The organism is Melaminivora alkalimesophila, from assembly GCF_000282995.1.
In the GTDB taxonomy this organism is placed as follows: Bacteria; Pseudomonadota; Gammaproteobacteria; order Burkholderiales; family Burkholderiaceae_C; genus Melaminivora; species Melaminivora alkalimesophila.
On sequence record NZ_ALEE01000487.1, the window covers coordinates 1 to 22,224 of the forward strand.

The following is a 22,224-nucleotide window of genomic DNA, read 5'->3' on the forward strand; positions in this document are numbered from 1 at the left end:
GCGGCCGCCGCCTACGACGCGGCGCACCACCACCCGGACGAAAGCGTGCGGCGCGACAACGCGGCCTTCTACGAATTCATGGTGCCGCTGGTCAAGGGCTACTCCACCGAGATGAGCCTGGAGGTCACGTCGCTGGGCGTGCAGGTGCACGGCGGCATGGGGTTCATCGAAGAGACCGGCGCCGCGCAGTACTACCGCGACGCGCGCATCCTGCCCATCTACGAGGGCACGACGGCCATCCAGGCCAACGACCTGGTGGGCCGCAAGACGGCGCGCGATGGTGGCGCGACGGCACGCGCCATCGCCGCGCAGATCGAGAAGACCGAAGCGCAGCTGGCCGCTAGCGGCAGCGAGGCGGCGCGCGCCACGGCAGCGCGCCTCACGGCGGCGCGCCAGGCTTTCCTGGACGTGGTGGAGTTCATCGCCGGCAGTGCCAAGGCCGATCCCAACGCAGCCTACGCGGGCAGCGTCCCCTACCTGATGCTGGCCGGCAACCTGGTGGCCGGCTGGCAGCTCGCGCGTGCGCTGCTGGTGGCCGAGAAGCTGTCCGGCCAGGGACAGGACGACGCCTTCCTGCAGGCCAAGATCGCCACCGCGCGCTTCTACGCCGAGCACATCCTGGTGCGCGCCCCGGGCCTGCGCGACGAGGTCGTGCACGGGGCGGCCAGCGTCATGGCGCTGGCACCGGAAGCCTTCTGAGCCTGCCGCCGGGCAGGCCGGCTGCACGCGTCCACGCTGCGGGCGGTGCGGCCGCTCCTGCCCTCATCCCTTTTTCCCCAGCATGACCAGGGCGGCGCGAGACGCCCGCCCGCCGGAGACCACCATGGCCCTGCCACCCATCCTGCAGAAACTGCGCCTGCCCGTCATCGGCTCGCCGCTGTTCATCATCAGCAACCCCAAGCTCGTCATCGAGCAATGCAAGGCCGGCATCGTCGGCTCCATGCCCGCGCTCAACGCGCGCCCGGCCTCCCAGCTCGAGGAGTGGCTTGCGGAGATCACCGAGACCCTGGCGGCCTGGGACAAGGCGAACCCCGACCAGCCCTCCGCGCCCTTTGCGATCAACCAGATCGTGCACCGCAGCAACGACCGCCTGGAGCACGACATGGAGGTCTGCGCGCGCTACAAGGTGCCGATCGTGATCACGTCCCTGGGCGCCCGCGAGGACGTGAACCAGGCGGTGCACGGCTGGGGCGGCATCGTGCTGCACGACGTCATCAACAACAAGTTCGCGCGCAAGGCGATCGAGAAGGGCGCCGATGGCCTGATCGCCGTGGCGGCCGGCGCCGGTGGCCACGCCGGCGTGAAGAGCCCCTTTGCGCTGGTGCAGGAGATCCGCCAGTGGTTCGACGGCCCGCTGGCGCTGTCGGGCGCGATCGCCACGGGTGATGCCGTGCTGGCGGCACAGGCCATGGGGGCCGACCTCGCCTACATCGGCTCGGCCTTCATCGCCACCGACGAGGCGCGCGCACAGGAGGCCTACAAGCAGGCCATCGTCGAGTGCAATTCGGACGACATCGTCTACAGCAATCTGTTCACCGGCGTGCACGGCAACTACCTCGCGCCCTCGATCCGCGCGGCTGGCCTGGACCCGGAGAACCTGCCGGAGTCGGACCCGAGCAAGATGAATTTCGGCGGCGCATCGACCAAGGCCTGGAAGGACATCTGGGGCTGCGGCCAGGGCATCGGGGTGGTGGACGCCGTGCGCCCGGCCGCAGAGCTGATCGCGCGCCTGAAGGCCGAGTACGAGGCGGCCCGCCGGCGCCTGGCCTTGGCGGCCTGAGCCGCTGGCGCGCGGCCGGCGCGCGGCCATGAAAAAAGGCAGCCTCGGCTGCCTTTGCACCTGCGCGCTGGGCGCCGGTCAGCGGTGCAGCTCGCCCGCGCTCTCCGGCTGGTAGGTGATCGAGTCGACCCGCACCGTCACCTGTCCCGTGGGGCTGGGCATCTGGAACTCGTCGCCCACCGCCAGCCCGAGCAGGGCGATGCCCACCGGCGCGAACACCGAGACCTTGGCGCTGTCGCCATCCATGTCACGGGGATAGACCAGGGTGAGGGTGCTGGTCTTGCCCGTCTCCAGGATGGTGAACTGCACGGTGGAATTCATAGTCACCACGTTGGGCGGCATGTCCTTGGGATCCAGCACGTCAGCCCGGTCCAGCTCGGTTTCGAGCTGCTCGCGCCCGGGGAAGGCGGCCGTGCTCTTCTCCAGCAGCGACTCCAGGCGCTCGAAGTCGAGTGAGGACAGGGTGATGGCAGGCTTGCGCTGCATGGTGGGGCTCCGTTCGGGATGTTCGTATGGTTGTCTGGATCGCCTTCGCGGGTCGGCAACGCTTCCTGGACGGACAAAGGCCCGGGCAACGGGGTTGTCCGGGCCGTGGCGCGTTGCATGCGGCTCCCGCAGGGCGCGATGCCTCCCATTGTGGGGCGCTGGCCCCGTTTTGCCAATAGATCACGCACGGCCGGCTGTGCTTAGAGGCCGCCTGCCCTGCCGCAGGGCGCGTGGATTCAGGTGCCCAGCAGCTGCCGCGCGTGGTGGCGCAGGTGGTCGTCCATGAAGGTCTGCACGAAATAGTAGCCGTGGTCGTAGCCCGCGTGGCGGCGCAGCGTGAGCGGCTGCCCGGCGGCTTCGCAGGCGGCCTCGAACAGGTGGGGATGGAGCTGCTCGGCCAGGAATTTGTCGTCCAGGCCCTGGTCGATCAGTATGCCCTCCGGATAGGGCGCGGCCCGGTGGCTGCTCATCAATTCGGTGGCGTCGTGCGCGCTCCAGGCGGTGCGGTCGGCGCCCAGGTAGCCGGTGAAGGCCTTCTCGCCCCAGGGGCAGCGCGTCGGCGCGCAGATCGGCGCGAAGGCCGAGACGCTCCTGAAGCGGCCCGGGTGGCGCAGCGCCAGGGTGAGGGCGCCATGGCCGCCCATGCTGTGGCCCGTGAGGCCCAGGCGCTGGCCGTCGATCGGCAGGGCATCGGCCAGCAGCGGGAGCAACTCTGCCAGCAGCCAGCTTTCCATGCGCCAGTGCGCCGACCAGGGCGCCTGCGTGGCGTCCAGATAAAAGCCCGCGCCCACTCCGAAATCCCAGGCATCCGCCTCGCCCGGGATCTCGGCGCCGCGCGGGCTGGTGTCGGGGGCGATCAGGGCGAGGCCCAGCTCGGCCGCAAGGCGCTGTGCGCCCGCCTTGGTCGGGAAGGTCTCTTCGGTGCAGGTCAGCCCCGCCAGGTAGACGAGCGCCGGCACCGGCGCGCCGTCCAGCGCCTTGGGCGGCAGGTACACCGAAGCGCGCATGGGCAGCCCGGTCTCGCGCGAGGCGTGCCGATAGAAGCGCTGCTCGCCGCCGAAGCAGGCGTGGGTGCTGAGCAGCTCAAGCGTTGCAGTCATGGGAGGCTCCTTTTTCTGGTGGCAGCGCCGGTTTTCTTGCCAGCCTTCAGTCCGCGAAATGCACGACCGAGCGGATGGATTCACCCCGGTGCATCAGTTCGAAGGCTTCGTTGATGTCCGCAAGCGGCATGGTGTGGGTGACAAAGGGCGCGAGCTGGATGCGACCGGCCATGGCGTCCTCGACCATGCCGGGCAGTTCGCTCCTGCCCTTGACGCCGCCAAACGCCGTGCCCAGCCACCTGCGGCCGGTGACCAGCTGGAAGGGCCGGGTGCTGATCTCCTGGCCGCTGCCGGCCACGCCGATGATCACGCTCTGGCCCCAGCCGCGGTGCGCGCATTCCAGCGCGGCGCGCATGACCTGCACGTTGCCGATGCACTCGAAGCTGTGGTCCACGCCCCAGCCCGTCATCTCCACGATGACCTGCTGGATCGGTTGCTCGTGGTCCTTGGGATTGACGCAGTCGGTGGCGCCGAAGGTGCGCGCCAGCTCGAACTTGGCCGGGTTGGTGTCGATGGCGATGATGCGCCCGGCGCCCGCGAGCTTGGCGCCCTGCACCACGGCCAAGCCGATGCCGCCCAGGCCGAACACGGCGACCGAGTCGCCGGGCTGCACCTTGGCTGTGTTTTTCACGGCGCCCAGGCCGGTGGTCACGCCGCAGCCCAGCAGGCAGACCTGCTCGGGGTTGGCGTCGGGGCTGACCTTGGCGAGCGAGACCTCGGCCACCACGGTGTACTCGGAAAACGTCGAGCAGCCCATGTAGTGGTAGATCGGCTGGCCGTTGTAGGAAAAGCGCGTCGTGCCGTCGGGCATCAGGCCCTTGCCCTGGGTCGCGCGCACGGCCACGCACAGGTTGGTCTTGCCGCTTTGGCAAAACAGGCATTGGCCGCATTCGGCGGTGTAGAGCGGGATCACGTGGTCGCCGGGCTTCACGCTGGTCACACCCTTGCCGACCTCGACCACGATGCCTGCGCCCTCGTGGCCCAGCACGGCCGGAAACACCCCTTCGGGATCGTCACCGGAGAGCGTGAAGGCGTCCGTGTGGCACACGCCCGTGTGCGTGATGCGCACCAGCACCTCGCCGGCCTGGGGCGGTGCGACGTCGATCTCGACGATTTCAAGGGGTTGCCCGGCGGCAAAGGCGACGGCTGCGCGTGATTTCATCGGGGTTTCTCTCTTTCGTGGTGTCTCGGTGGCCAAGGGACGGTGGCGCGGGGCCAGCGCCCGATTTTAGGCCACGCCGCGCGGAAACGAAAAAGCCCGCAAGCATTGCACCTGCGGGCCTGGGGGCAAGGCGCGCGGCCCTGGCCGCAAGGGCGAGTGCCCGATCAGCGCTGGGCCAGCTCCGGCACGTCGCGGCGCGGCGAGCCGACGAACAGCTGGCGCGGGCGGCCGATCTTGTACTCCGGGTCGGCGATCATCTCGTTGAGCTGCGCGATCCAGCCCACGGTGCGCGCCAGCGCGAAGATGCCGGTGAACAGCTTGGTCGGAATGCCGATGGCGCGCTGCACGATGCCCGAGTAGAAATCCACGTTCGGGTAGAGCTTGCGCTGCACGAAGTAGTCGTCCTCCAGGGCGATCTGCTCGAGCTTCTTGGCCAGGGCGAACAGCGGGTCGTTGTGCAGACCCAGGGCTTCGAGCACCTCGTTGGTGGTCTCCTGCATCAGCTTGGCGCGCGGGTCGTAGTTCTTGTACACGCGGTGGCCAAAGCCCATCAGGCGCACGCCCGAGTTCTTGTCCTTGACCTGGTTGATGAACTCGCCGACCTTCTCGATGCCGCCGTTGGCCTGGATGTCTTCGAGCATGTTCAGCGCCGCCTCGTTGGCACCGCCGTGCGCCGGACCCCACAGGCAGGCCACGCCGGCGGCAATCGCCGCGAACGGGTTGGTGCCCGAGCTGCCGCACAGGCGCACGGTGGAGGTGGAGGCGTTCTGCTCGTGGTCCGCGTGCAGGATGAAGATGCGGTCCATGGCGCGCTCGAGCACCGGGTTGACCTTGTAGTCCTCGCAGGGCGTGCCAAACATCATGCGCAGGAAGTTGCCCGCATAGCTCAGCTCGTTGCGCGGGTACATGTAGGGCTCGCCCTTGCCGTACTTGTACGCCATCGCCACCAGCGTCGGCATCTTGGAGATCAGCCGGATGGCGGCGATGTGGCGGTGCTCGGGATTGTTGATGTCGGTGCTGTCGTGGTAGAAGGCCGACAGGGCCCCCACCAGGCCCGTCAGCACGGCCATCGGGTGGGCGTCGCGCCGGAAGCCCCGCAGGAAGAACTGCATCTGCTCGTTGACCATGGTGTGCTTGAGCACCAGCCGATGGAACTCGTCGCGCTGGCCTTCGTTGGGCAGTTCGCCGTTGAGCAGCAGGTAGCAGGTATCGAGGTAGTCGCACTTGGTGGCCAGCTGCTCGATGGGATAGCCGCGGTAGAGCAGCTCGCCCTTGTCGCCATCGATGTAGGTGATCGACGACTGGCACGACGCCGTGGACAGGAAGCCCGGGTCGTAGGTGAACATGCCCGTCTGGCCGTAGAGCTTGCGGATGTCGACGACATCTGGCCCGATGGTGCCGTGGTAGATGGGAAGCTCCACGCTCGGGCTGCCGTTGCTGAACGAGAGCGTGGCTTTGTTGTCGGCCAGTTTCATTTGCGGTTTCCTTCGATGGTTTGGGGCAGGAGGGACGGACAGGGGTGAAAGGGCAGGGTGGGACCGCTCAGGGGCGCGAGCGCATCTGGGCGAGCACCATGCGCACCTCCTCGGTGTCCAGGTCGCCGGACGGCTCCTTGCGGGCAAGCAGCAGGTCCAGCAGGTCGTTGTCGGACAGGTCCATGAGCCGGGCGATGCCGCGCGCCTGGGCGGTGCTCAGGCGCTGGCCGTGGCGGTTGAAGAAGCGCTCGATGAACAGGTCGTTCTCCACCAGGCCGCGCCGGCAGCGCCAGCGCAGCACGGCGGTCTCGCGCTCGTCGAGCCACTGCGCTGCGTCGTCGGCCCGAGGTGTCGGCTTCGGGGTTTCAGATGGCACGGCGCACCATCAGCTCGCGGATCTTGCTGATCGCGGCTGCGGGCTTGAGGCCCTTGGGGCACACGTCCACACAGTTCATGATGGTGTGGCAGCGAAACAGCCGGTACGGGTCTTCCAGGTTGTCCAGGCGCTCGCCCGTGGCCTTGTCGCGGCTGTCGGCGATGAAGCGGTAGGCCTGCAGCAGACCCGCCGGGCCGACGAATTTGTCCGGGTTCCACCAGAAGCTCGGGCAGGCGGTGGAGCAGCTCGCGCACAGGATGCACTCGTACAGGCCGTTCAGTTCCTCGCGCTCCTCGGGCGACTGCAGGCGCTCCTTGGAGGCGGAGACCGGCTCGTCGTTTTGCAGGTAGGGCTTGATCGAGTGGTACTGGTCGAAGAACTGCGTCATGTCCACGATCAGGTCGCGGATCACCGGCAGCCCGGGCAGGGGCTTCAGGACGATGTCGCCGGGCAGCGTCTTCATGTTGGTCAGGCAGGCCAGGCCGTTCTTGCCATTGATGTTCATGGCGTCCGAGCCGCACACGCCCTCGCGGCAGGAGCGGCGAAACGACAGGGATGGGTCCTGCGCCTTGAGCTTGACCAGCGCGTCGAGCAGCATGCGCTCGTGGCCGTCGAGCTCCACCTGCACGGTCTGCATGTAGGGCTTGGCGTCCTTGTCCGGGTCGTAACGGTAGATCTTGAAAGTGCGTTGCATGGCGGATCTCTCTCGTGGCAGCGGCGGTGTCAGAACGTGCGCACCCGCGGCGGAATGCTCTCCACCGTCAGGGGCTGCATGTTCACGGGCTTGTAGGTCAGGCTGTTGGTCGCGCTGTGCCACAGCGTGTGCTTGAGCCATTCCTGGTCGTTGCGTCCCAGGGGGTGCTCGGGGTGGTCGGCGGGGTGCTCGTAGTCCGCCACGGTGTGCGCGCCGCGGCACTCGTGGCGCGCAGCGGCGGAGACCATCGTGGCCTGCGCGGCCTCGATCAGGTTGTCGACTTCCAGCGCCTCCATGCGGGCGGTATTCCAGACCTTGGACTTGTCCTTCAGGCCGATGGCGGCGACCTTCTTGCGGATCTCGGCGATCTTCTCCACGCCCTCGTCCATGCTCTTTTGCGTGCGGAACACGCCCGCGTGCTGCTGCATGGTCTGGCGGATCTCGTTGGCCAGGTCCTGGGCGTAGATGCCGTCCGATGCGCCCTCGAGCTGGTTCAGGCGCTCGAGCGTGCGCTCGGCCGCGTTCGCCGGCACCTCGTGGTGGTCGCCGAAGTCGCGCACGAACTGCACGATGTGGCGACCTGCCGACTTGCCGAAGACCAGCAGGTCCAGCAGCGAGTTGGTGCCCAGGCGGTTGGCGCCGTGCACCGACACGGCGGCGCACTCGCCCACGGCGTACAGGCCGGGCACGACGTTGTTCTTCTCGCCGTCCCAGGTCACGACCTGGCCGTGGACGTTGGTCGGGATGCCGCCCATCTGGTAGTGGATGGTGGGCACCACGGGGATGGGCTCCTTGGTGATGTCCACGTTGGCGAAGTTGTGGCCGATCTCCTCCACCGAGGGCAGGCGCTTCCTGATGGTGTCGGCGCCCAGGTGGTCGAGCTTCATCAGGATGTAGTCCTTGTTGGGACCGCAGCCGCGCCCTTCCTTGATCTCCTGGTCCATGGAGCGCGAGACGAAGTCGCGTGGCGCCAGGTCCTTCAAGGTCGGTGCGTAGCGCTCCATGAAGCGCTCGCCCTCGCTGTTGAGCAGGATCGCGCCCTCGCCCCGGCAGCCCTCGGTCAGCAGCACGCCCGCGCCGGCCACGCCCGTGGGGTGGAACTGCCAGAACTCCAGGTCCTGCAGCGGAATGCCGGCGCGCGCTGCCATGCCGAGGCCGTCGCCGGTGTTGATGAAGGCGTTGGTCGAGGCGGCGAAGATGCGGCCCGCGCCGCCGGTGGCCAGCAGCACGGCCTTGGCGTGCAGCTCGTACAGGTCACCGGTCTCCAGCTCCAGGGCCGTGACGCCCACCACCTCGCCGCGGCTGTTGCGGATCAGGTCCAGCGCCATCCATTCGACGAAGAAGTTGGTCTTGGAGGCGACGTTCTGCTGGTAGAGCGTGTGCAGCATGGCGTGGCCGGTGCGGTCGGCCGCGGCGCAGGCGCGCTGCACGGGCTTTTCGCCGTAGTTGGCGGTGTGGCCGCCAAAGGGGCGCTGGTAGATGGTGCCGTCCGGGTTGCGGTCGAACGGCATGCCGAAGTGCTCCAGCTCGATCACCACCTTGGGCGCCTCGCGGCACATGAATTCGACCGCATCCTGGTCGGACAGCCAGTCGCCGCCCTTGATGGTGTCGTAGAAGTGGTAGTGCCAGTTGTCTTCGCTCATGTTGCCGAGGGCGGCCGAGACGCCGCCCTGGGCAGCGACGGTGTGCGAGCGCGTGGGGAAGACCTTGGACAGGCAGGCGACCGACAGGCCGGCGCGCGACAGCTCCAGCGAGGCGCGCATGCCGGAGCCGCCGGCCCCGACGATGACGACGTCGAACTTGCGGCGGGCGATATCTTTTTGGGTGTAACTCATGGTCGTGGGAGCGATGTGCGGTGGGTTTCCGGGAGGGCGGGGGCGCGGTGGGGCGACGTCACAGGCGCCACAGCACCTGCACCGCCCAGCCGCCGCAGGCGACCAGCCAGATGGCCGTCAGGGACTGCAGCAGCAGGCGCACGCCGGCCGGCTTGCCGTAGTCGTACCAGATGCTGCACGCGCCCACCCAGGCGTGCCAGATCAGCGCCACGATGACCGCGAAGGTGAAGGCCTTCATCCATTGCGGGGCGAAGATGCCGGCCCAGGTGTCGTAGCCGATCGGCCCGGAGACCAGCAACACCTTCGCCAGCAGCAGCAGGGTGAAGGCGGTCATCAGGGCGGCGGTGATGCGCTGGACCAGGAAGTCGCGCCAGCCGTAGTGGGCACCGACGACGGTGCGCTTGTAGCCATAGGTGGTATCGGCCATGGTTTTACTCCTTCAGCGGGGGATCAGTACAGGCCGAACAGCTTGGCGCCCAGCAGCGCAGTCAGCACGACGGCGGCCACCAGGGTGGCCAGGGCCGTCTGGCGGCCAAATTCCTTGGTGGTGTGGTGCGTCACGTCCATCCACAGGTGGCGCACGCCGGCGAACAGGTGGTGCAGGTAGGCCCAGATCAGCGCCAGCACCACCAGCTTGAGCAGCCAGGCGGGCACGAAGCCGATGCCCGCGTTGAAGGCCGCGCGGAAGGTGCCGAAGGAGATCTCCGAGGACACGGACTTGTCGAACATCCAGATGATCAGCGGCAGCAGCACCAGCATCAGCAGGCCGCTCACGCGGTGCAGGATGGACACCAGGGCCGCCAGCGGCAGGCGATAGGTCGGGATGTCGCTGAACAGGTTCAGGTTGCGAAATTCAGGCCGTTTCTTGGCAGGCTCATTCATGGCGTGGGTCCTCGGTGGATGTAACTGCGTTGTAATCGGTTGTGCGCGACCAACCCAAAATTCTATTGCAATGCAACAACCGCGGGCTGCGGCAACTGCGTACCAGCGGCCGGGAGGGGCTGGCAGGGGCATCCCCGCAGGCCCCATGGCGCGGCAGCGCCGTCTCGGGCGGATCAGTTCAGCTCGTTGCGGTAGTAGTGGGTATCGGTCCGGTAGAGGCCGCGGCGCAGCTCCATGGGGACGTCGTTGTAGGTGTAGGCCAGGCGCTCGACGCTCAGCAGCGGGGTGGCCGGGCTCACGCCCAGCCCTTCGGCCTGGGCGGCATCGGGCAGCACAGCGCGCAGCTTTTCCTCGGCGCGCACCATGCGCACACCGAAGTCCAGCTCGAACATGGCATAGGTCGGCCCCTGGTAGGAGGCCATCTGCTCAGCCGTCAGTCCCTTGAAGGCATGGCCGGGCAGCCAGATTTCCTCGAGGATGGTCGGCACCTCGGCGAAGGCCAGCACGCGCCGCACGTAGACGACGCCGTCGCCGGTGCGCAGCGCCAGGGCGCGCGCCACCTCGGCGCTGGCGCGCTGGCGGCGACATTCCAGGATGGTGCGCTGCGCAGGGCCTTCCTCGTGCACGTCGCCGCGGTCGGGCTGCAGCCGCAGGAAGCGGTACTGCACCTGCTGCTCGGCGTGCGTGGCGACGAAGGTGCCCTTGCCCTGGCGTCGCACGAGCAGGTTCTCCGCAGCCAGCTCGTCGATGGCCTTGCGTACGGTGCCCTGGCTGACGCGAAAGCGCGCCGCCAGATCGATCTCGCTGGGGATGGCCTCGCCCGGCTTCCACTCGCCGTGCTGCAGGCTGTGCAGGATCAGGCCCTTGATCTGCTGGTAGAGCGGGCTGAAGGCCGGCGCCTGGGACAGGGCGCCGCCGCCGGGGACCGCGGCGCCGTCGGAGGCGGGGGGAGCGACTGAGGACATGGGTGGTGGACGTCAGGGGCGGCGGGCGGCGCGGGTCGCCGGCGCCAGGCGCGGGCGCCCAGGCGCGCCGCGAGCCGGCCAGGCAGCCCATCATAATCTTATATAAGACATAAGACAAATTGACCACTGCAGCGGTTCGGCGCTAAACTTGCGAGCTGTTCTGCGGGGCACGAGGCTGCTGATGACTGGCGCTGGTGCTGCCTTGCACCACACACTCTTTCCTCGTTCAGTCACCTGGAGTTTTCCCATGAGCAAGAAGCCCGTCCGCGTTGCAGTCACCGGTGCCGCCGGCCAGATCGGTTACGCCCTGCTGTTTCGCATCGCCTCCGGAGAGATGCTGGGCAAGGACCAGCCCGTCATCCTGCAGCTGCTGGAGATCCCGGACGAAAAGGCGCAGAACGCGCTCAAGGGCGTGATCATGGAGCTCGAAGACTGCGCCTTCCCGCTGCTGGCCGGCATCGAAGCCCACTCCGACCCCCTGCAGGCCTTCAAGGACACCGACTACGCCCTGCTGGTGGGCGCCCGCCCGCGCGGCCCTGGCATGGAGCGCGCCGACCTGCTGGCGGCCAACGCCCAGATCTTCACGGCCCAGGGCAAGGCGCTCAACCAGGTCGCCTCGCGCGATGTGAAGGTGCTGGTGGTGGGCAACCCGGCCAACACCAATGCCTACATCGCCATGAAGAGCGCGCCCGACCTGCCGCGCGAGAACTTCACCGCCATGCTGCGCCTGGACCACAACCGCGCAGCCTCGCAGCTGGCGGCCAAGGGCGGCTTCAAGGTCGGCGACATCAAGAAGCTCACCGTCTGGGGCAACCACTCGCCCACCATGTACGCCGACTACCGCTTCGCCACGGTCAACGGCCAGTCGGTCAAGGATGCGATCAACGATCCCGCGTGGAACAAGGACGTGTTCCTGCCCACCGTCGGCAAGCGCGGCGCGGCCATCATCGCCGCGCGCGGCCTGTCGTCTGCGGCGTCCGCAGCCAACGCCGCCATCGACCACATGCGCGACTGGGCACTGGGCTCCAACGGCGAATGGGTGACCATGGGCGTGCCGTCCAATGGCGAATATGGCATCCCCAAGGACGTGGTCTTCGGTTTTCCCGTGACGACGGAGAACGGCAAGTACCGGATCGTCGAGGGCCTGGAGATCGACGCTTTCTCGCAGGAGCGCATCGACGCCACCCTGGCCGAACTGCAGAGCGAGCAGGACGGCGTCAAGCACCTGCTCTGAGCCGCATGGGCCCCGGCGCAGCTCCAGGCAGCGCCCCCGCGGGGGCGGGTGCCACCCATCCGCGCGATGTGCTCCTGGGCGCGCAGGCGGCGCTGGGCGGGTTGCCCGTGTGCGACCACTACAGCGGCGTCGAGGCGCGCATGCGCAAGAGCCTGCAGCTGCAGCAGGAGCTGACCGCCGAGTTTGGCCGCTGCGTGCTCGACGTCACGCTCGACTGCGAGGACGGCGCGCCGGTCGGCGCCGAGCGCGCGCATGCCGAGCTGGTGGCGCGCCTGGCACGCGAGGCGGCGCCCGGTGCACGCGTGGCGGTGCGGGTACACACCGTCGACCACCCGGCCTTTGCGGCCGATGTGGACATCATCGCCGGCCAGGCCGGCGAGCGGCTGTGCCACCTCATGCTCCCGAAGGTCGAGTCGATCGATGACGTGCTCGCTGCCGAGCGTGCCCTGGATGCCGCCGGCGCCCCCCATTTGCCGCTGCACGCACTGATCGAGTCGCCAGCGGCGGTGCAGCGCGCCTTCGAGATCGCCGCCCACCCGCGCATCCAGAGCCTGAGCTTCGGCCTGATGGACTTCGTCTCGGCCCACGGCGGCGCCATTCCTGCTTCCGCCATGGGCTCGCAGGGGCAGTTCGAACACCCGCTGGTGGTGCGCGCCAAGCTGGAGATCGCCTCCGCCTGCCACGCCCATGGCAAGGTGCCCTCGCACTGCGTGGTGACGGAGTTCAGCGACAGCGGCGCGCTGCGCCAGGCGGCCATGCGCGCCGCGCAGGAGTTCGGCTACACCCGCATGTGGAGCATCCATCCGGCACAGGTCCGCCCCATCCTGGAAGCCTTCGCTCCGCGCCAGGACGAGGTCGAACGCGCGGCGCGCATCGTCGCTGCCGCCCAGGCCGCCGACTGGGCGCCGATCAGTGACGACGGCGTGCTGCACGACCGCGCGAGCTACCGGTATTTCTGGCAAGTGCTGGAGCGTGCCTACCGGACAGGGCGGGCGTTGCCCGAAGCGGCGCAACCCTGGTTTGCCACAGCGGCGACAATAGGGGATGCGGGGCCGCGGAGTCGAGCGCCCGGCCCCGCCCACTGCCATCCGCCCGTCCACCGCCCTTTGCAGGAGTCACCATGAAGACCCTCATCCCTTGCGCCCTGTTGCTGCTGGCTCCCACCTGGACCCTGGCCCAGAGCGCGCCAGCCAAGCCGCCCGCCAAGGCGGCGACGGCGACGACGACCAAGAAGGCGGCCGCGCCTGCGAAGCCTGCAGCCGCCAAGTCGACCGCCAAGGCGGGCAAGAAGGCGCCCGCTGCCAAGGCCAGCGCCGTCGCCAAGGCAGAGCCGCCCAGCAGCCGCACGCTGCTGCACAGCGGCGCCATGCAGGTGGCCTCCGGCCTGGCCGCGGCCCAGGCGGCCCTGAGCCCCGAGGAGCTCGCCATCGCCGAGCGCGTCCACACCGGCCTCATCGCCTGCGAGCTGGGAACCTCGGTGGACATCCAGCCCGATCCACAGTCGCCCGGTCGCTTCCACGTCCAAGGCAAGGGCTTCAAGTACTACATGTCGCCGGTCGCCACCTCCAGTGGCGCGGTGCGCCTGGAAGACACGCGCGCCGGCGCCGTCTGGATCCAGATCGCCAACAAGTCCATGCTCATGAACCAGAAGCTTGGCCAGCGCATGGCCGACGAGTGCATGAGCCCGCAGCAGGTGACCGTGGCGGAGGCGATCAAGCGCAATCCGCCCCAGAGCCTGCTCGACAACCCCGGCAACCGCTAGGCGCCCGCGCTCACCCGCCGAAGGGCCTGAACGCGTCGCCCGAGGGTGACGCGCCGGCCCTTGCTGCGCGCCTGACGACCTCATCCCATCATCCATTCCCACCTTCCGGAGAAAGAAGACATGCTGAAAGCCTACCGCGACCATGTGGCCGAGCGCGCCGCACTGGGCATCCCGCCGCTGCCGCTCGATGCCCAGCAGACGGCCGAGCTGATCGAGCTGATCAAGAACCCGCCCGCCGGCGAGGCCGAATTCCTGCTCGAGCTGCTCACGCACCGCGTGCCGCCCGGCGTGGACGACGCCGCCAAGGTCAAGGCGTCGTTCCTCGCCGCCGTGGCACACGGCGACCTGGCGGTGGAGCTGATCTCCCGGGCGAAGGCCACCGAGCTGTTGGGCACCATGGTGGGCGGCTACAACGTCGAGCCGCTGATCGAGTTGCTGGACGACGCCGAAGTCTCGGCGCAAGCGGCCGAGGCGCTGAAGAAGACGCTGCTGATGTTCGACTTCTTCAACGACGTGGCGGCCAAGGCCAAGGCCGGCAACGCCAAGGCGCAGGAGGTGATGCAGAGCTGGGCCGACGCCGAGTGGTTCACCAGCCGCCCCGAGGTCGAGAAGAAGATCACCGTCACCGTCTTCAAGGTGCCCGGCGAGACCAACACCGACGACCTCTCGCCCGCGCCCGACGCCTGGAGCCGTCCGGACATCCCGCTGCACTACCTGGCGATGCTGAAGAACACGCGCCCCGATGCGGCCTTCCAGCCGGAGGAAGACGGCAAGCGCGGGCCGATCCAGTTCATCGAGGACCTCAAGAAGAAGGGCCACCTGGTGGCCTACGTGGGCGATGTGGTGGGCACGGGCTCGTCGCGCAAATCGGCCACCAACAGCGTGATCTGGGCCACGGGACAGGACATCCCGTACGTGCCCAACAAGCGTTTCGGCGGCGTGACGCTGGGCGGCAAGATCGCCCCCATCTTCTTCAACACCCAGGAAGACTCGGGCGCCCTGCCCATCGAGGTCGACGTCTCGAAGATGGAGATGGGCGACGTGATCGACATCTATCCCTACGAGGGCCGCATCGAGAAGAACGGCGAGAAGATTGCCGACTTCCAGCTCAAGAGCGAGGTGCTGCTCGACGAGGTGCGCGCCGGCGGGCGCATCAACCTGATCATCGGCCGCTCGCTCACGGCCAAGGCGCGCGAGTTCCTGGGCCTGCCCGCGTCCACCGTGTTTCGCCTGCCGCAGCCGCCGGCCGAGTCCCGGGCCGGCTTCACGCTGGCGCAGAAGATGGTCGGCCGCGCCTGCGGCCTGCCCGAAGGCCAGGGCGTGCGCCCCGGCACCTACTGCGAGCCGCGCATGACCACCGTCGGCAGCCAGGACACCACCGGCCCCATGACGCGCGACGAGCTCAAGGACCTGGCCTGCCTGGGCTTCTCGGCCGACATGGTGATGCAGAGCTTCTGCCACACCGCCGCCTATCCGAAGCCCGTGGACGTGAAGACCCACCGCGAGCTGCCGGCCTTCATCAGCAACCGCGGCGGCGTGGCGCTGCGCCCGGGCGACGGCGTGATCCACAGCTGGCTCAACCGCCTGCTGCTGCCCGACACCGTGGGCACGGGCGGCGACTCGCACACGCGCTTCCCCATCGGCATCAGCTTCCCGGCAGGCTCGGGTCTGGTGGCCTTTGCCGCCGCCACCGGCGTCATGCCGCTCGACATGCCGGAGTCCGTGCTGGTGCGTTTCAAGGGCGAGATGCAGCCGGGCGTGACGCTGCGCGACCTGGTGCACGCCATTCCCCTGTACGCCATCAAGGCCGGCCTCTTGACGGTGGCCAAGGCGGGCAAGAAGAACGTCTTCTCGGGCCGCATCCTGGAGATCGAGGGGCTGCCGCACCTGAAGGTGGAGCAGGCCTTCGAGCTGTCCGACGCCTCGGCCGAGCGCTCGGCGGCCGGCTGCACCATCAAGCTCGACAAGGAGCCGATCATCGAGTACCTGAAGTCGAACGTCGTTCTGATGAAGAACATGATCGCCGAGGGCTACCAGGACGCCAAGACACTGGCGCGCCGCATCGAGAAGGTGGAGGCTTGGCTGGCCGACCCGCAGCTGCTCGAAGCCGACCAGGACGCCGAGTACGCCGCCGTGATCGAGATCGACATGAACGAGATCACCGAGCCCATCGTCTGCTGCCCGAACGACCCGGACGACGCCAAGTTCCTGTCGGAGGTGGCTGGCACGAAGATCGACGAGGCCTTCATCGGCTCGTGCATGACCAACATCGGCCACTTCCGCGCCGCGGCCAAGCTGCTGGGCGGCCAGCGCGACATCCCGGTCAAGCTGTGGATCGCGCCGCCGACCAAGATGGACGAGAGCGAGCTGATCAAGGAAGGCCACTACGCCGCCTTCGGCACCGCCGGCGCACGCACCGAGATGCCCGGCTGCTCGCTGTGCATGGGCAACCAGGCGCAGGTGCGGGAAGGCGCGACGGTGATTTCGACCTCGACGCGCAACTTCCCCAACCGCCTGGGCAAGAACACCAACGTGTTCCTGGGCTCGGCCGAGCTGGCGGCGATCGCCTCGCGCCTGGGTCGCCTGCCGACCAAGGAGGAGTACCTCGCCGAGATGGGCGTGATCGACCAGGACAAGGACAGCGTGTACCGCTACATGAACTTCGACCAGATCGAGGAATACGCGCAGGTCGCCGAGGGCGTGCCGGCCTGACGGCCGCGCCCCCGGGCTTGAGAGAGGAACCCGCCCGCGCCCCGCCGGCGGGTTTTTTTCATGGGGGCGTTGCCCCCCTGGACGGAGGATGCAATTGCCGACGAACGCCGAACGTTTCGAGCGCATCGATGCCCTGCGCGGGCTCGCCGTGGTGTGGATGACCTTCTACCACCTGGGCTTCGACCTGAACCATTTCGGCCTGTGGTCGCAGGACTTCCTGCGCGACCCCTTCTGGACACTGCAGCGCGTGGCCATCGTCTCGCTGTTCCTGCTGTGCGCAGGCCTGGGCCAGGCGGTGGCGTGGCGCCAGGGTGTGGCTTGCGATCGCTTTCTGCGCCGCTGGACCCAGGTGGCGGCCTGCGCGCTGCTGGTGACCGCCGGCTCGTTCCTGATGTTTCCGCTCAGCTTCATCCACTTCGGCGTGCTGCACAGCATGGCCGGCATTGTCGCCGAGGGGCGCGGTGGCCCGGCCCCTTTCGGCTGGCGTGAAAAAGAGGCGCCTCAGTGCGGCAGCGCGCGCTCCAGCAGGGCCTGCACATCCATGGCGCGCGTGTCGATGGCTCCCACCACGCGCCCGCCGGCGCTGCCTTCACCCAGCCGGGTGGCGATGAAGGCATCGGCCACGAAGGCCGGGGCGTGCTGGCGCAGCAGGCAGGCCTGCGCCAGGAGCACCAGCTGCTGGGCCAGCACGCGGCCCAGCGCCTCGAGTTCCTGTGGCGGCAGGGCCAGCAGCGCCTGCACCTGCGCCAGTGTGGCGGCGGTGCGGGGCTCGCCCTGCGCGACCGGCGCCAGCTCCGCCAGCAGCGCCTCGGCCGCCTGCGGCTCGCGCGCAAACGCCCGCAGCACGTCCAGGCACATGACGTTGCCCGAACCTTCCCAGATGGAATTGACCGGCGCTTCCAGGAACAGCCGCCCCTGGATGCCGTCGAGCACGTAGCCGTTGCCGCCCAGCACTTCCATGGCCTCGCCCGTGAGTTCCACGCCGCGCTTGCAGACCCAGAACTTGGCGGCGGGCGTCATCAGGCGGCTCCAGGCGCGCTCGCCCGGGTCGGTGTCGTTCTCGAAGGCCTGGGCCAGGCGCATCAGCAGCACCAGCGCGGCCTCGCTCTCCAGCGCCAGGTCGGTCAGCACGGCGCGCATCAGGGGCTGCTCGGAGAGCTGCTTGCCGAAGGCGTGGCGCCGGCGAGCGTAGTGGATAGCCTGCACCGTTGCCTGGCGCAGGATGGCGGCACTGCCGGCCACGCAGTTCAGCCGCGTGTAGGTCGCCATTTCGATGATGGTCGGGATGCCGCGGCCTTCCTCGCCCATCAGGATGCCCCAGGCATCCTGGAACTCGACCTCGCTGCTGGAGTTGCTGCGGTTGCCGACCTTGTCCTTGAGGCGCTGCACGTGGACGGCGTTCTTGCGACCGTCCGGGCGCCAGCGCGGCACGTAGAAGCAGGCAAACGGCCCGCCCTCGCCGGTGCGCGCCACCACCAGGTGCGCATCGCACATGGGCGCGGAGAAGAACCACTTGTGGCCACGCAGCAGGTATTCGGCCCCGCGCCCGCCGCCTGCGACCGGCGTGGCCACGGTGGTGTTGGCGCGCACGTCCGAGCCGCCCTGCTTCTCCGTCATGCCCATGCCGACCCACATGCTCTGCTTGTCCGCCACCGGCAGGTCGCGCGCATCGTAGTCGTCGCTGTAGAGCTTGGTGCCCAGCTCGCGCCACAGGGCTTCCTCCTTCTGCAGCAGCGGGATGCAGGCCTGGGTCATGGTGGCCGGGCACATGGTGCCCTGCTCGACCTGGCTGTGCAGGTAGAAGCCCGCCGCCCAGGCCGTCCAGCGCCCGGCGCGCTCGTCCTTGAAGGGCAGCGAGACCAAGCCCTCGGCGCGGTACATTGCCATGAGCTGGTGCCAGCTGGGGTGGAAATCCACCCGGTCGATGCGCCGGCCGCGGCTGTCGAAGCTGGCCAGTTCCGGCGTGTGGCGGTTGGCGTCCGCTGCCAGCTGGTAGGTCTCGGCCTGGCCCAGCCGCTGGGCATAGGCGTGCAGCTGTGGCGCTGCCCAGCCGGCACCGGCGCGTTGCAGCGCCTCGCCCAGGGCCGGGTCGGTGGCCAGCAGGTTGTAGCCGGTCAGCTCGGGGTATTGGTTGAAAACCTCGTGGGTGTGCCAGTCCATGTGCATGCCTCCTTCTTGCTTGCAGCCCGGTGAATGGAGAGAGTCTAGGAACGATGGCAGTCAAGGGTGTTCGGATTGCGCCGGCGCAGGCTACAACGCCGCCCGCCATGCGCCGCAGGCCGCGCCAGTCGCGCGCGCGGGCCAGCTCGCAGGCGCTGCAGGAGGCCTTCGTTCGGGTTCTGCTGGACGTGGGCTATGAGAAGACCACCGTGCGCGAGGTGGTCGCCGTGGCCGGTGTGGGCGTGGGCACGTTCTACGAGTACTTCGGCAACATGCAGGCGCTGGCGGCGCTGGCCGTGCACCAGCATGTCAAGGCACTGGCGCAGCAGGCGCGCGCGGCAGCGCGGCGCAGCGCGGGCCTGCCCTTGGCGCAGGTGGTCGCCGTGCAGCTGGATGCGCAGGCCGCGCCGGTGCTGGGGCACGCGGCGCTGTGGGCGCAGCTGTTCGCGCTGGAGCGGCAGGTCTCCACGCGCGAGGCCTTCGCGCGCCAGTACGAGGCCTGGGTGGAGCTGTGGCGCACGGCACTGGCCGCCGCCCTGGACCCGCCGCAGCACCCGGCCGGCGCCGCGCGCATGCTGCACACCATGACCTACGGCAGCGTCTCGCAGGCGCTGCTGTCGCGTGGTGCCGCCGGCGCACAGGGGGCGGCGGGCGCGCAGCTGGGCGCGGAGCTGGCGCGCGCCGCCCAGGCCTATGCCGCGGCGCTGCCGCGAAGGCTGGCATGAAAAACGCCGCCAGCGCTTGTGGAGAAAGCGCAGATAGCTATGTTTTTAATACCGATCCGGGCGCCGGGTCGCGCGCAGCACCAGCACGCCCGCGCCGACGAACGCCATGCCAAACAGCGCGATCCCCAGGGGCACGCCCCAGACCTCGCCAGGCGTGTCGATGCGCGCGCTGAGGGCGCCGTCCGCCAGCCGCTGGTAGCGCACTGGCACGCGCGCGCCGACGCGCCAGGCCGTGGGTTCGCCCCCCACCTGCCCGTTCACCTCCCGGGCGAACCCGGCGTCGTCCACGTAGCCGACCACGGGCACCACGTCCGGCTCGCCATAGTCGCGGCCCTGGGTGAGCGCGGCCTGCAGGCGCAGCACCACGCCCTCGGTCTGCGTGCTGCGCTGCATGAACAGCGCGGCGCCGCCTGCCGCCAGCAGACCCACGGTCAGCAGCAGGCTGCCCAGCACCACGCAGCCCCAGGCGACCGAGCGGAAGCGTCGCTCGTCCTGCGAGGCCATGGCGCGCGGGTCAGGCGGTGGTGGCGAACAGCCGGCGCGCGCCCACCGGTGCCACGGCGCGGGCGATGGCGCCGATGTGGTCGGGCGTGGTGCCGCAGCAGCCGCCGACGATGTTGACCAGCCCCTCGGCAGCGAATTCATGCACCAGGCGGCTGGTGACTTCGGGCGTCTCGTCGAAGCCGGTGTCGCTCATCGGGTTGGGCAGGCCGGCGTTGGGGTAGCAGCTGATGAAGGTGTCCGGCGCCACGCGGTTGAGCTCCTGGATGTAGGGGCGCATCAGCGCCGCGCCCAGCGCGCAGTTCAACCCGATGGACAGGGGCTTGGCATGGCGCACGCTGTGCCAAAACGCCGTCACCGTCTGGCCGCTCAGGATGCGTCCCGAGGCGTCGGTCACTGTGCCGCTGATCATGATCGGCAGGCACTCGCCGGTTTCCTCGAACACCTCGTCGATGGCAAACAGCGCGGCCTTGGCGTTCAACGTGTCGAAGATGGTCTCCACCAGGATCACGTCGGCGCCGCCCTCGATCAGGCCGCGCGTCTGCTCGTGGTAGGCGGCGCGCAGCTGCTCGAAGCTGACGTTGCGCGCGCCGGGGTCGTTCACGTCGGGGCTGATGCTGGCGGTCTTGGGGGTCGGGCCGAGCGCCCCGGCGACGAAGCGCGGCCTGTCGGGCGTCGAGAACTTGTCGCAGGCGGCGCGGGCGATGCGCGCGCTCTCCAGGTTCATCTCGTAGGCCAGATGGCCCATGCCGTAGTCGTCCTGGGCGATCGAGGTGGCGCCGAAGGTGTTGGTCTCGACCAGGTCGGCGCCGGCGGCGAGGTAGCCCTCGTGGATGTCCCGGATGATGTCCGGCCGGGTGAGCGACAGCAGCTCGTTGTTGCCCTTCACGTCGCGCGGGAAGTCGGCGAAGCGCTCGCCGCGGAACTGCGCCTCGCTCAGCTTGAAGCGCTGGATCATGGTGCCCATGGCGCCGTCGAGGATGGCGATGCGCTCCTCGAGGATGGCGGGCAGTTGCCGGGCGCGGGTGTAGGCGGGGAGTCGTCGGTTCATGGCGGCGCGATTGTAGGAAACGGGCCCCGTCCCCATGCGCCGCAGGTGGTTGCGCGCAGGGGCGGGAGGGTCCGCGCGCCCGCATTGTGAGAAGATTGCAGGCTGGGCGCGTCCCTCCGGGCGCCGCCCGATCGCCTTCCTGTCCAGCCGTTCCCACTCCCTTGTCCCCCGCGCTTTCCGTCCTGCACGATGTCTTCGGCTACGAGCGCTTCCGTGGCCCGCAGGAAGACATCATCGAGCACGTCGTCGCCGGGGGCGATGCGCTGGTGCTCATGCCCACGGGCGGCGGCAAGTCGCTGTGCTACCAGGTGCCGGCGATCGTGCGGCGCGAGGCGGGCCAGGGCGTCACCATCGTCGTCTCGCCACTGATCGCGCTGATGCACGACCAGGTGGGGGCGTTGCTCGAAGCCGGCGTGGAGGCGGCCTTCCTGAACTCCACGCTGGACTGGCCGCAGACGCAGGAGGTCGAGCAGCGCCTGGCGCGCGGCGAGCTGACCCTGCTGTACGCCGCGCCCGAGCGCGTGACCACCGACCGTTTCATCGCGCTGCTCGACGGCCTTCATGCACGCGGGCAACTCTCGCTGTTTGCCATCGACGAGGCGCATTGCGTGAGCCAGTGGGGCCACGATTTCCGGCCCGAATACCGGCAGCTGGCGGTGCTGCACGAGCGTTATCCGGAAGTGCCGCGCATCGCGCTCACCGCCACCGCGGATGCGCTCACGCGCGCCGACATCCTCGAAGGGCTGCGCCTGGAGGAGGCCCGGCTGTTCATCAGCAGCTTCGACCGGCCGAACATCCGCTACCGGCTGGAGGAGAAAAAGGAGCCGGTGGCGCAGCTGATGCGCTTCATCACGCGCGAGCACCTGGGCGACGCCGGCGTGGTCTATTGCCAGTCGCGCCGGCGCGTGGAGGAGCTTGCGCTGGCGCTGCAGGACGCGGGGCTGCAGGCGCTGCCCTACCACGCGGGCCTGCCGGCCGAGGTGCGCCAGCAGCACCAGGACCGCTTCCTGCGCGAGGACGGCATCGTCATGGTGGCGACCATCGCCTTCGGCATGGGCATCGACAAGCCGGACGTGCGTTTCGTCGCGCATGTGGACCTGCCCAAGAACATCGAGAGCTACTACCAGGAAACCGGCCGCGCCGGGCGCGACGGGCTGCCGGCCGATGCGTGGATGGTCTATGGCCTGCAGGACGTGGTGAACCAGCGCCGCATGATCGACGAAGGCGACGCCGCGGAGGAATTCAAGGCCGTGCTGCGCGGCAAGCTGGACGCGCTGCTGGCCCTGGCCGAGGCGACGGACTGCCGCCGCCAGCGGCTGGGGGG

At 69.0% G+C, this 22,224-nt stretch carries 21 protein-coding genes and 1 pseudogene; 9 read left to right on the forward strand and 13 right to left on the reverse strand.

Features of this window, described 5'->3' with window-relative positions:
* The coding region (locus A612_RS09505; protein ID WP_019374262.1) for an acyl-CoA dehydrogenase C-terminal domain-containing protein at nucleotides 1-699 on the forward strand (699 nt) is incomplete at its 5' end.
* Nucleotides 700-823: 124 nt separating this feature from the next.
* Nucleotides 824-1,780: an NAD(P)H-dependent flavin oxidoreductase gene (locus tag A612_RS09510; protein ID WP_019374263.1), complete on the forward strand. Its 957-nt coding sequence runs from the start codon at nucleotides 824-826 to the stop codon at nucleotides 1,778-1,780.
* Nucleotides 1,781-1,858: 78 nt separating this feature from the next.
* On the opposite strand, the gene rnk is transcribed toward A612_RS09510, so the two are convergent.
* The 10 genes from rnk to A612_RS09560 all read right to left on the reverse strand — a co-directional run bounded on the left by rnk (nucleotide 1,859) and on the right by A612_RS09560 (nucleotide 10,755).
* On the reverse strand, nucleotides 1,859-2,266 hold the full coding sequence (gene rnk / locus A612_RS09515) for a nucleoside diphosphate kinase regulator (RefSeq protein WP_019374264.1): 408 nt from the start codon (nucleotides 2,264-2,266) through the stop codon (nucleotides 1,859-1,861).
* 236 nt (nucleotides 2,267-2,502) lie between these two features.
* Entirely contained in the window at nucleotides 2,503-3,366 is an 864-nt protein-coding gene (fghA, locus tag A612_RS09520; protein WP_019374265.1) for an S-formylglutathione hydrolase, read from the reverse strand.
* A 46-nt stretch (nucleotides 3,367-3,412) separates the two neighbouring features.
* Nucleotides 3,413-4,528: an S-(hydroxymethyl)glutathione dehydrogenase/class III alcohol dehydrogenase gene (locus A612_RS09525; protein WP_019374266.1), complete on the reverse strand. Its 1,116-nt coding sequence runs from the start codon at nucleotides 4,526-4,528 to the stop codon at nucleotides 3,413-3,415.
* 164 nt (nucleotides 4,529-4,692) lie between these two features.
* The gene (locus tag A612_RS09530) at nucleotides 4,693-6,003 is read right to left on the reverse strand and encodes a citrate synthase (RefSeq protein ID WP_019374267.1); all 1,311 of its coding nucleotides are present in this window, start codon (nucleotides 6,001-6,003) and stop codon (nucleotides 4,693-4,695) included.
* A gap of 67 nt (nucleotides 6,004-6,070) precedes the next feature.
* Nucleotides 6,071-6,379, reverse strand: coding sequence for an FAD assembly factor SdhE (locus A612_RS09535; RefSeq protein WP_040436511.1), 309 nt, complete (start codon nucleotides 6,377-6,379; stop codon nucleotides 6,071-6,073).
* A complete protein-coding gene (locus A612_RS09540; RefSeq protein WP_019374269.1) occupies nucleotides 6,369-7,073 on the reverse strand; it encodes a succinate dehydrogenase iron-sulfur subunit in 705 nt (234 codons plus the stop codon). Before A612_RS09540 ends, A612_RS09535 begins: the two co-directional genes overlap by 11 nt.
* A 29-nt stretch (nucleotides 7,074-7,102) precedes the next feature.
* The gene (sdhA, locus tag A612_RS09545; RefSeq protein ID WP_019374270.1) at nucleotides 7,103-8,908 is read right to left on the reverse strand and encodes a succinate dehydrogenase flavoprotein subunit; all 1,806 of its coding nucleotides are present in this window, start codon (nucleotides 8,906-8,908) and stop codon (nucleotides 7,103-7,105) included.
* A 58-nt stretch (nucleotides 8,909-8,966) separates the two neighbouring features.
* The gene (gene sdhD / locus A612_RS09550; RefSeq protein WP_019374271.1) at nucleotides 8,967-9,335 is read right to left on the reverse strand and encodes a succinate dehydrogenase, hydrophobic membrane anchor protein; all 369 of its coding nucleotides are present in this window, start codon (nucleotides 9,333-9,335) and stop codon (nucleotides 8,967-8,969) included.
* A gap of 23 nt (nucleotides 9,336-9,358) precedes the next feature.
* On the reverse strand, nucleotides 9,359-9,790 hold the full coding sequence (sdhC, locus tag A612_RS09555) for a succinate dehydrogenase, cytochrome b556 subunit (protein WP_019374272.1): 432 nt from the start codon (nucleotides 9,788-9,790) through the stop codon (nucleotides 9,359-9,361).
* Between the two features lie 173 nt (nucleotides 9,791-9,963).
* Entirely contained in the window at nucleotides 9,964-10,755 is a 792-nt protein-coding gene (locus A612_RS09560) for a GntR family transcriptional regulator (protein ID WP_019374273.1), read from the reverse strand.
* A 247-nt stretch (nucleotides 10,756-11,002) separates the two neighbouring features.
* Here A612_RS09560 and A612_RS09565 point away from each other — a divergent pair, with 247 nt between their 5' ends.
* The 5 genes and pseudogenes from A612_RS09565 to A612_RS16595 all read left to right on the forward strand — a co-directional run.
* The gene (locus A612_RS09565) at nucleotides 11,003-11,989 is read left to right on the forward strand and encodes a malate dehydrogenase (protein ID WP_019374274.1); all 987 of its coding nucleotides are present in this window, start codon (nucleotides 11,003-11,005) and stop codon (nucleotides 11,987-11,989) included.
* A gap of 5 nt (nucleotides 11,990-11,994) precedes the next feature.
* A complete protein-coding gene (locus A612_RS09570) occupies nucleotides 11,995-13,113 on the forward strand; it encodes an HpcH/HpaI aldolase/citrate lyase family protein (RefSeq protein WP_081501157.1) in 1,119 nt (372 codons plus the stop codon).
* The gene (locus A612_RS09575) at nucleotides 13,110-13,751 is read left to right on the forward strand and encodes a hypothetical protein (RefSeq protein ID WP_019374276.1); all 642 of its coding nucleotides are present in this window, start codon (nucleotides 13,110-13,112) and stop codon (nucleotides 13,749-13,751) included. Before A612_RS09570 ends, A612_RS09575 begins: the two co-directional genes overlap by 4 nt.
* A 120-nt stretch (nucleotides 13,752-13,871) precedes the next feature.
* Nucleotides 13,872-16,463, forward strand: coding sequence for a bifunctional aconitate hydratase 2/2-methylisocitrate dehydratase (gene acnB, locus A612_RS09580; protein ID WP_019374277.1), 2,592 nt, complete (start codon nucleotides 13,872-13,874; stop codon nucleotides 16,461-16,463).
* 88 nt (nucleotides 16,464-16,551) lie between these two features.
* Nucleotides 16,552-16,902 (forward strand): annotated as a pseudogene (locus tag A612_RS16595) (heparan-alpha-glucosaminide N-acetyltransferase); the annotation flags it as partial.
* A gap of 62 nt (nucleotides 16,903-16,964) precedes the next feature.
* On the opposite strand, the gene A612_RS09585 reads toward A612_RS16595, so the two are convergent.
* Nucleotides 16,965-18,623 (reverse strand): isovaleryl-CoA dehydrogenase, encoded by a 1,659-nt coding sequence (locus tag A612_RS09585; protein WP_040436513.1) that lies wholly within the window; start codon nucleotides 18,621-18,623, stop codon nucleotides 16,965-16,967.
* A 53-nt stretch (nucleotides 18,624-18,676) separates the two neighbouring features.
* On the opposite strand from A612_RS09585, the gene A612_RS09590 reads away from it, so the two are divergent.
* A complete protein-coding gene (locus A612_RS09590; protein ID WP_040436514.1) occupies nucleotides 18,677-19,348 on the forward strand; it encodes a TetR/AcrR family transcriptional regulator in 672 nt (223 codons plus the stop codon).
* A gap of 45 nt (nucleotides 19,349-19,393) precedes the next feature.
* Here the strand turns inward: A612_RS09590 and A612_RS09595 are convergent, their stop codons facing one another.
* A complete protein-coding gene (locus tag A612_RS09595) occupies nucleotides 19,394-19,852 on the reverse strand; it encodes a DUF3592 domain-containing protein (protein WP_019374280.1) in 459 nt (152 codons plus the stop codon).
* 10 nt (nucleotides 19,853-19,862) lie between these two features.
* On the reverse strand, nucleotides 19,863-20,900 hold the full coding sequence (locus A612_RS09600; protein WP_019374281.1) for a homocysteine S-methyltransferase family protein: 1,038 nt from the start codon (nucleotides 20,898-20,900) through the stop codon (nucleotides 19,863-19,865).
* A gap of 161 nt (nucleotides 20,901-21,061) precedes the next feature.
* Between A612_RS09600 and A612_RS09605 the strand changes: the two genes are divergently transcribed.
* On the forward strand, nucleotides 21,062-22,224 hold a 1,163-nt coding region (locus A612_RS09605), incomplete at its 3' end, for a RecQ family ATP-dependent DNA helicase (protein WP_019374282.1).

Bases quoted from the DNA above. Each gene is read 5' to 3' on its own strand.
- A612_RS09600 (WP_019374281.1), bottom strand. From the start codon at position 20,900: ATGAACCGACGACTCCCCGCCTACACCCGCGCCCGGCAACTGCCCGCC.
- A612_RS09560 (WP_019374273.1), bottom strand. From the start codon at position 10,755: ATGTCCTCAGTCGCTCCCCCCGCCTCCGACGGCGCCGCGGTCCCCGGC.
- A612_RS09585 (WP_040436513.1), bottom strand. From the start codon at position 18,623: ATGGACTGGCACACCCACGAGGTTTTCAACCAATACCCCGAGCTGACC.
- A612_RS09575 (WP_019374276.1), top strand. From the start codon at position 13,110: ATGAAGACCCTCATCCCTTGCGCCCTGTTGCTGCTGGCTCCCACCTGG.
- sdhD (WP_019374271.1), bottom strand. From the start codon at position 9,335: ATGGCCGATACCACCTATGGCTACAAGCGCACCGTCGTCGGTGCCCAC.
- A612_RS09540 (WP_019374269.1), bottom strand. From the start codon at position 7,073: ATGCAACGCACTTTCAAGATCTACCGTTACGACCCGGACAAGGACGCC.
- sdhA (WP_019374270.1), bottom strand. From the start codon at position 8,908: ATGAGTTACACCCAAAAAGATATCGCCCGCCGCAAGTTCGACGTCGTC.
- acnB (WP_019374277.1), top strand. From the start codon at position 13,872: ATGCTGAAAGCCTACCGCGACCATGTGGCCGAGCGCGCCGCACTGGGC.
- A612_RS09530 (WP_019374267.1), bottom strand. From the start codon at position 6,003: ATGAAACTGGCCGACAACAAAGCCACGCTCTCGTTCAGCAACGGCAGC.
- fghA (WP_019374265.1), bottom strand. From the start codon at position 3,366: ATGACTGCAACGCTTGAGCTGCTCAGCACCCACGCCTGCTTCGGCGGC.
- A612_RS09565 (WP_019374274.1), top strand. From the start codon at position 11,003: ATGAGCAAGAAGCCCGTCCGCGTTGCAGTCACCGGTGCCGCCGGCCAG.
- A612_RS09570 (WP_081501157.1), top strand. From the start codon at position 11,995: ATGGGCCCCGGCGCAGCTCCAGGCAGCGCCCCCGCGGGGGCGGGTGCC.
- A612_RS09510 (WP_019374263.1), top strand. From the start codon at position 824: ATGGCCCTGCCACCCATCCTGCAGAAACTGCGCCTGCCCGTCATCGGC.
- A612_RS09595 (WP_019374280.1), bottom strand. From the start codon at position 19,852: ATGGCCTCGCAGGACGAGCGACGCTTCCGCTCGGTCGCCTGGGGCTGC.
- A612_RS09590 (WP_040436514.1), top strand. From the start codon at position 18,677: ATGGCAGTCAAGGGTGTTCGGATTGCGCCGGCGCAGGCTACAACGCCG.
- rnk (WP_019374264.1), bottom strand. From the start codon at position 2,266: ATGCAGCGCAAGCCTGCCATCACCCTGTCCTCACTCGACTTCGAGCGC.
- sdhC (WP_019374272.1), bottom strand. From the start codon at position 9,790: ATGAATGAGCCTGCCAAGAAACGGCCTGAATTTCGCAACCTGAACCTG.
- A612_RS09525 (WP_019374266.1), bottom strand. From the start codon at position 4,528: ATGAAATCACGCGCAGCCGTCGCCTTTGCCGCCGGGCAACCCCTTGAA.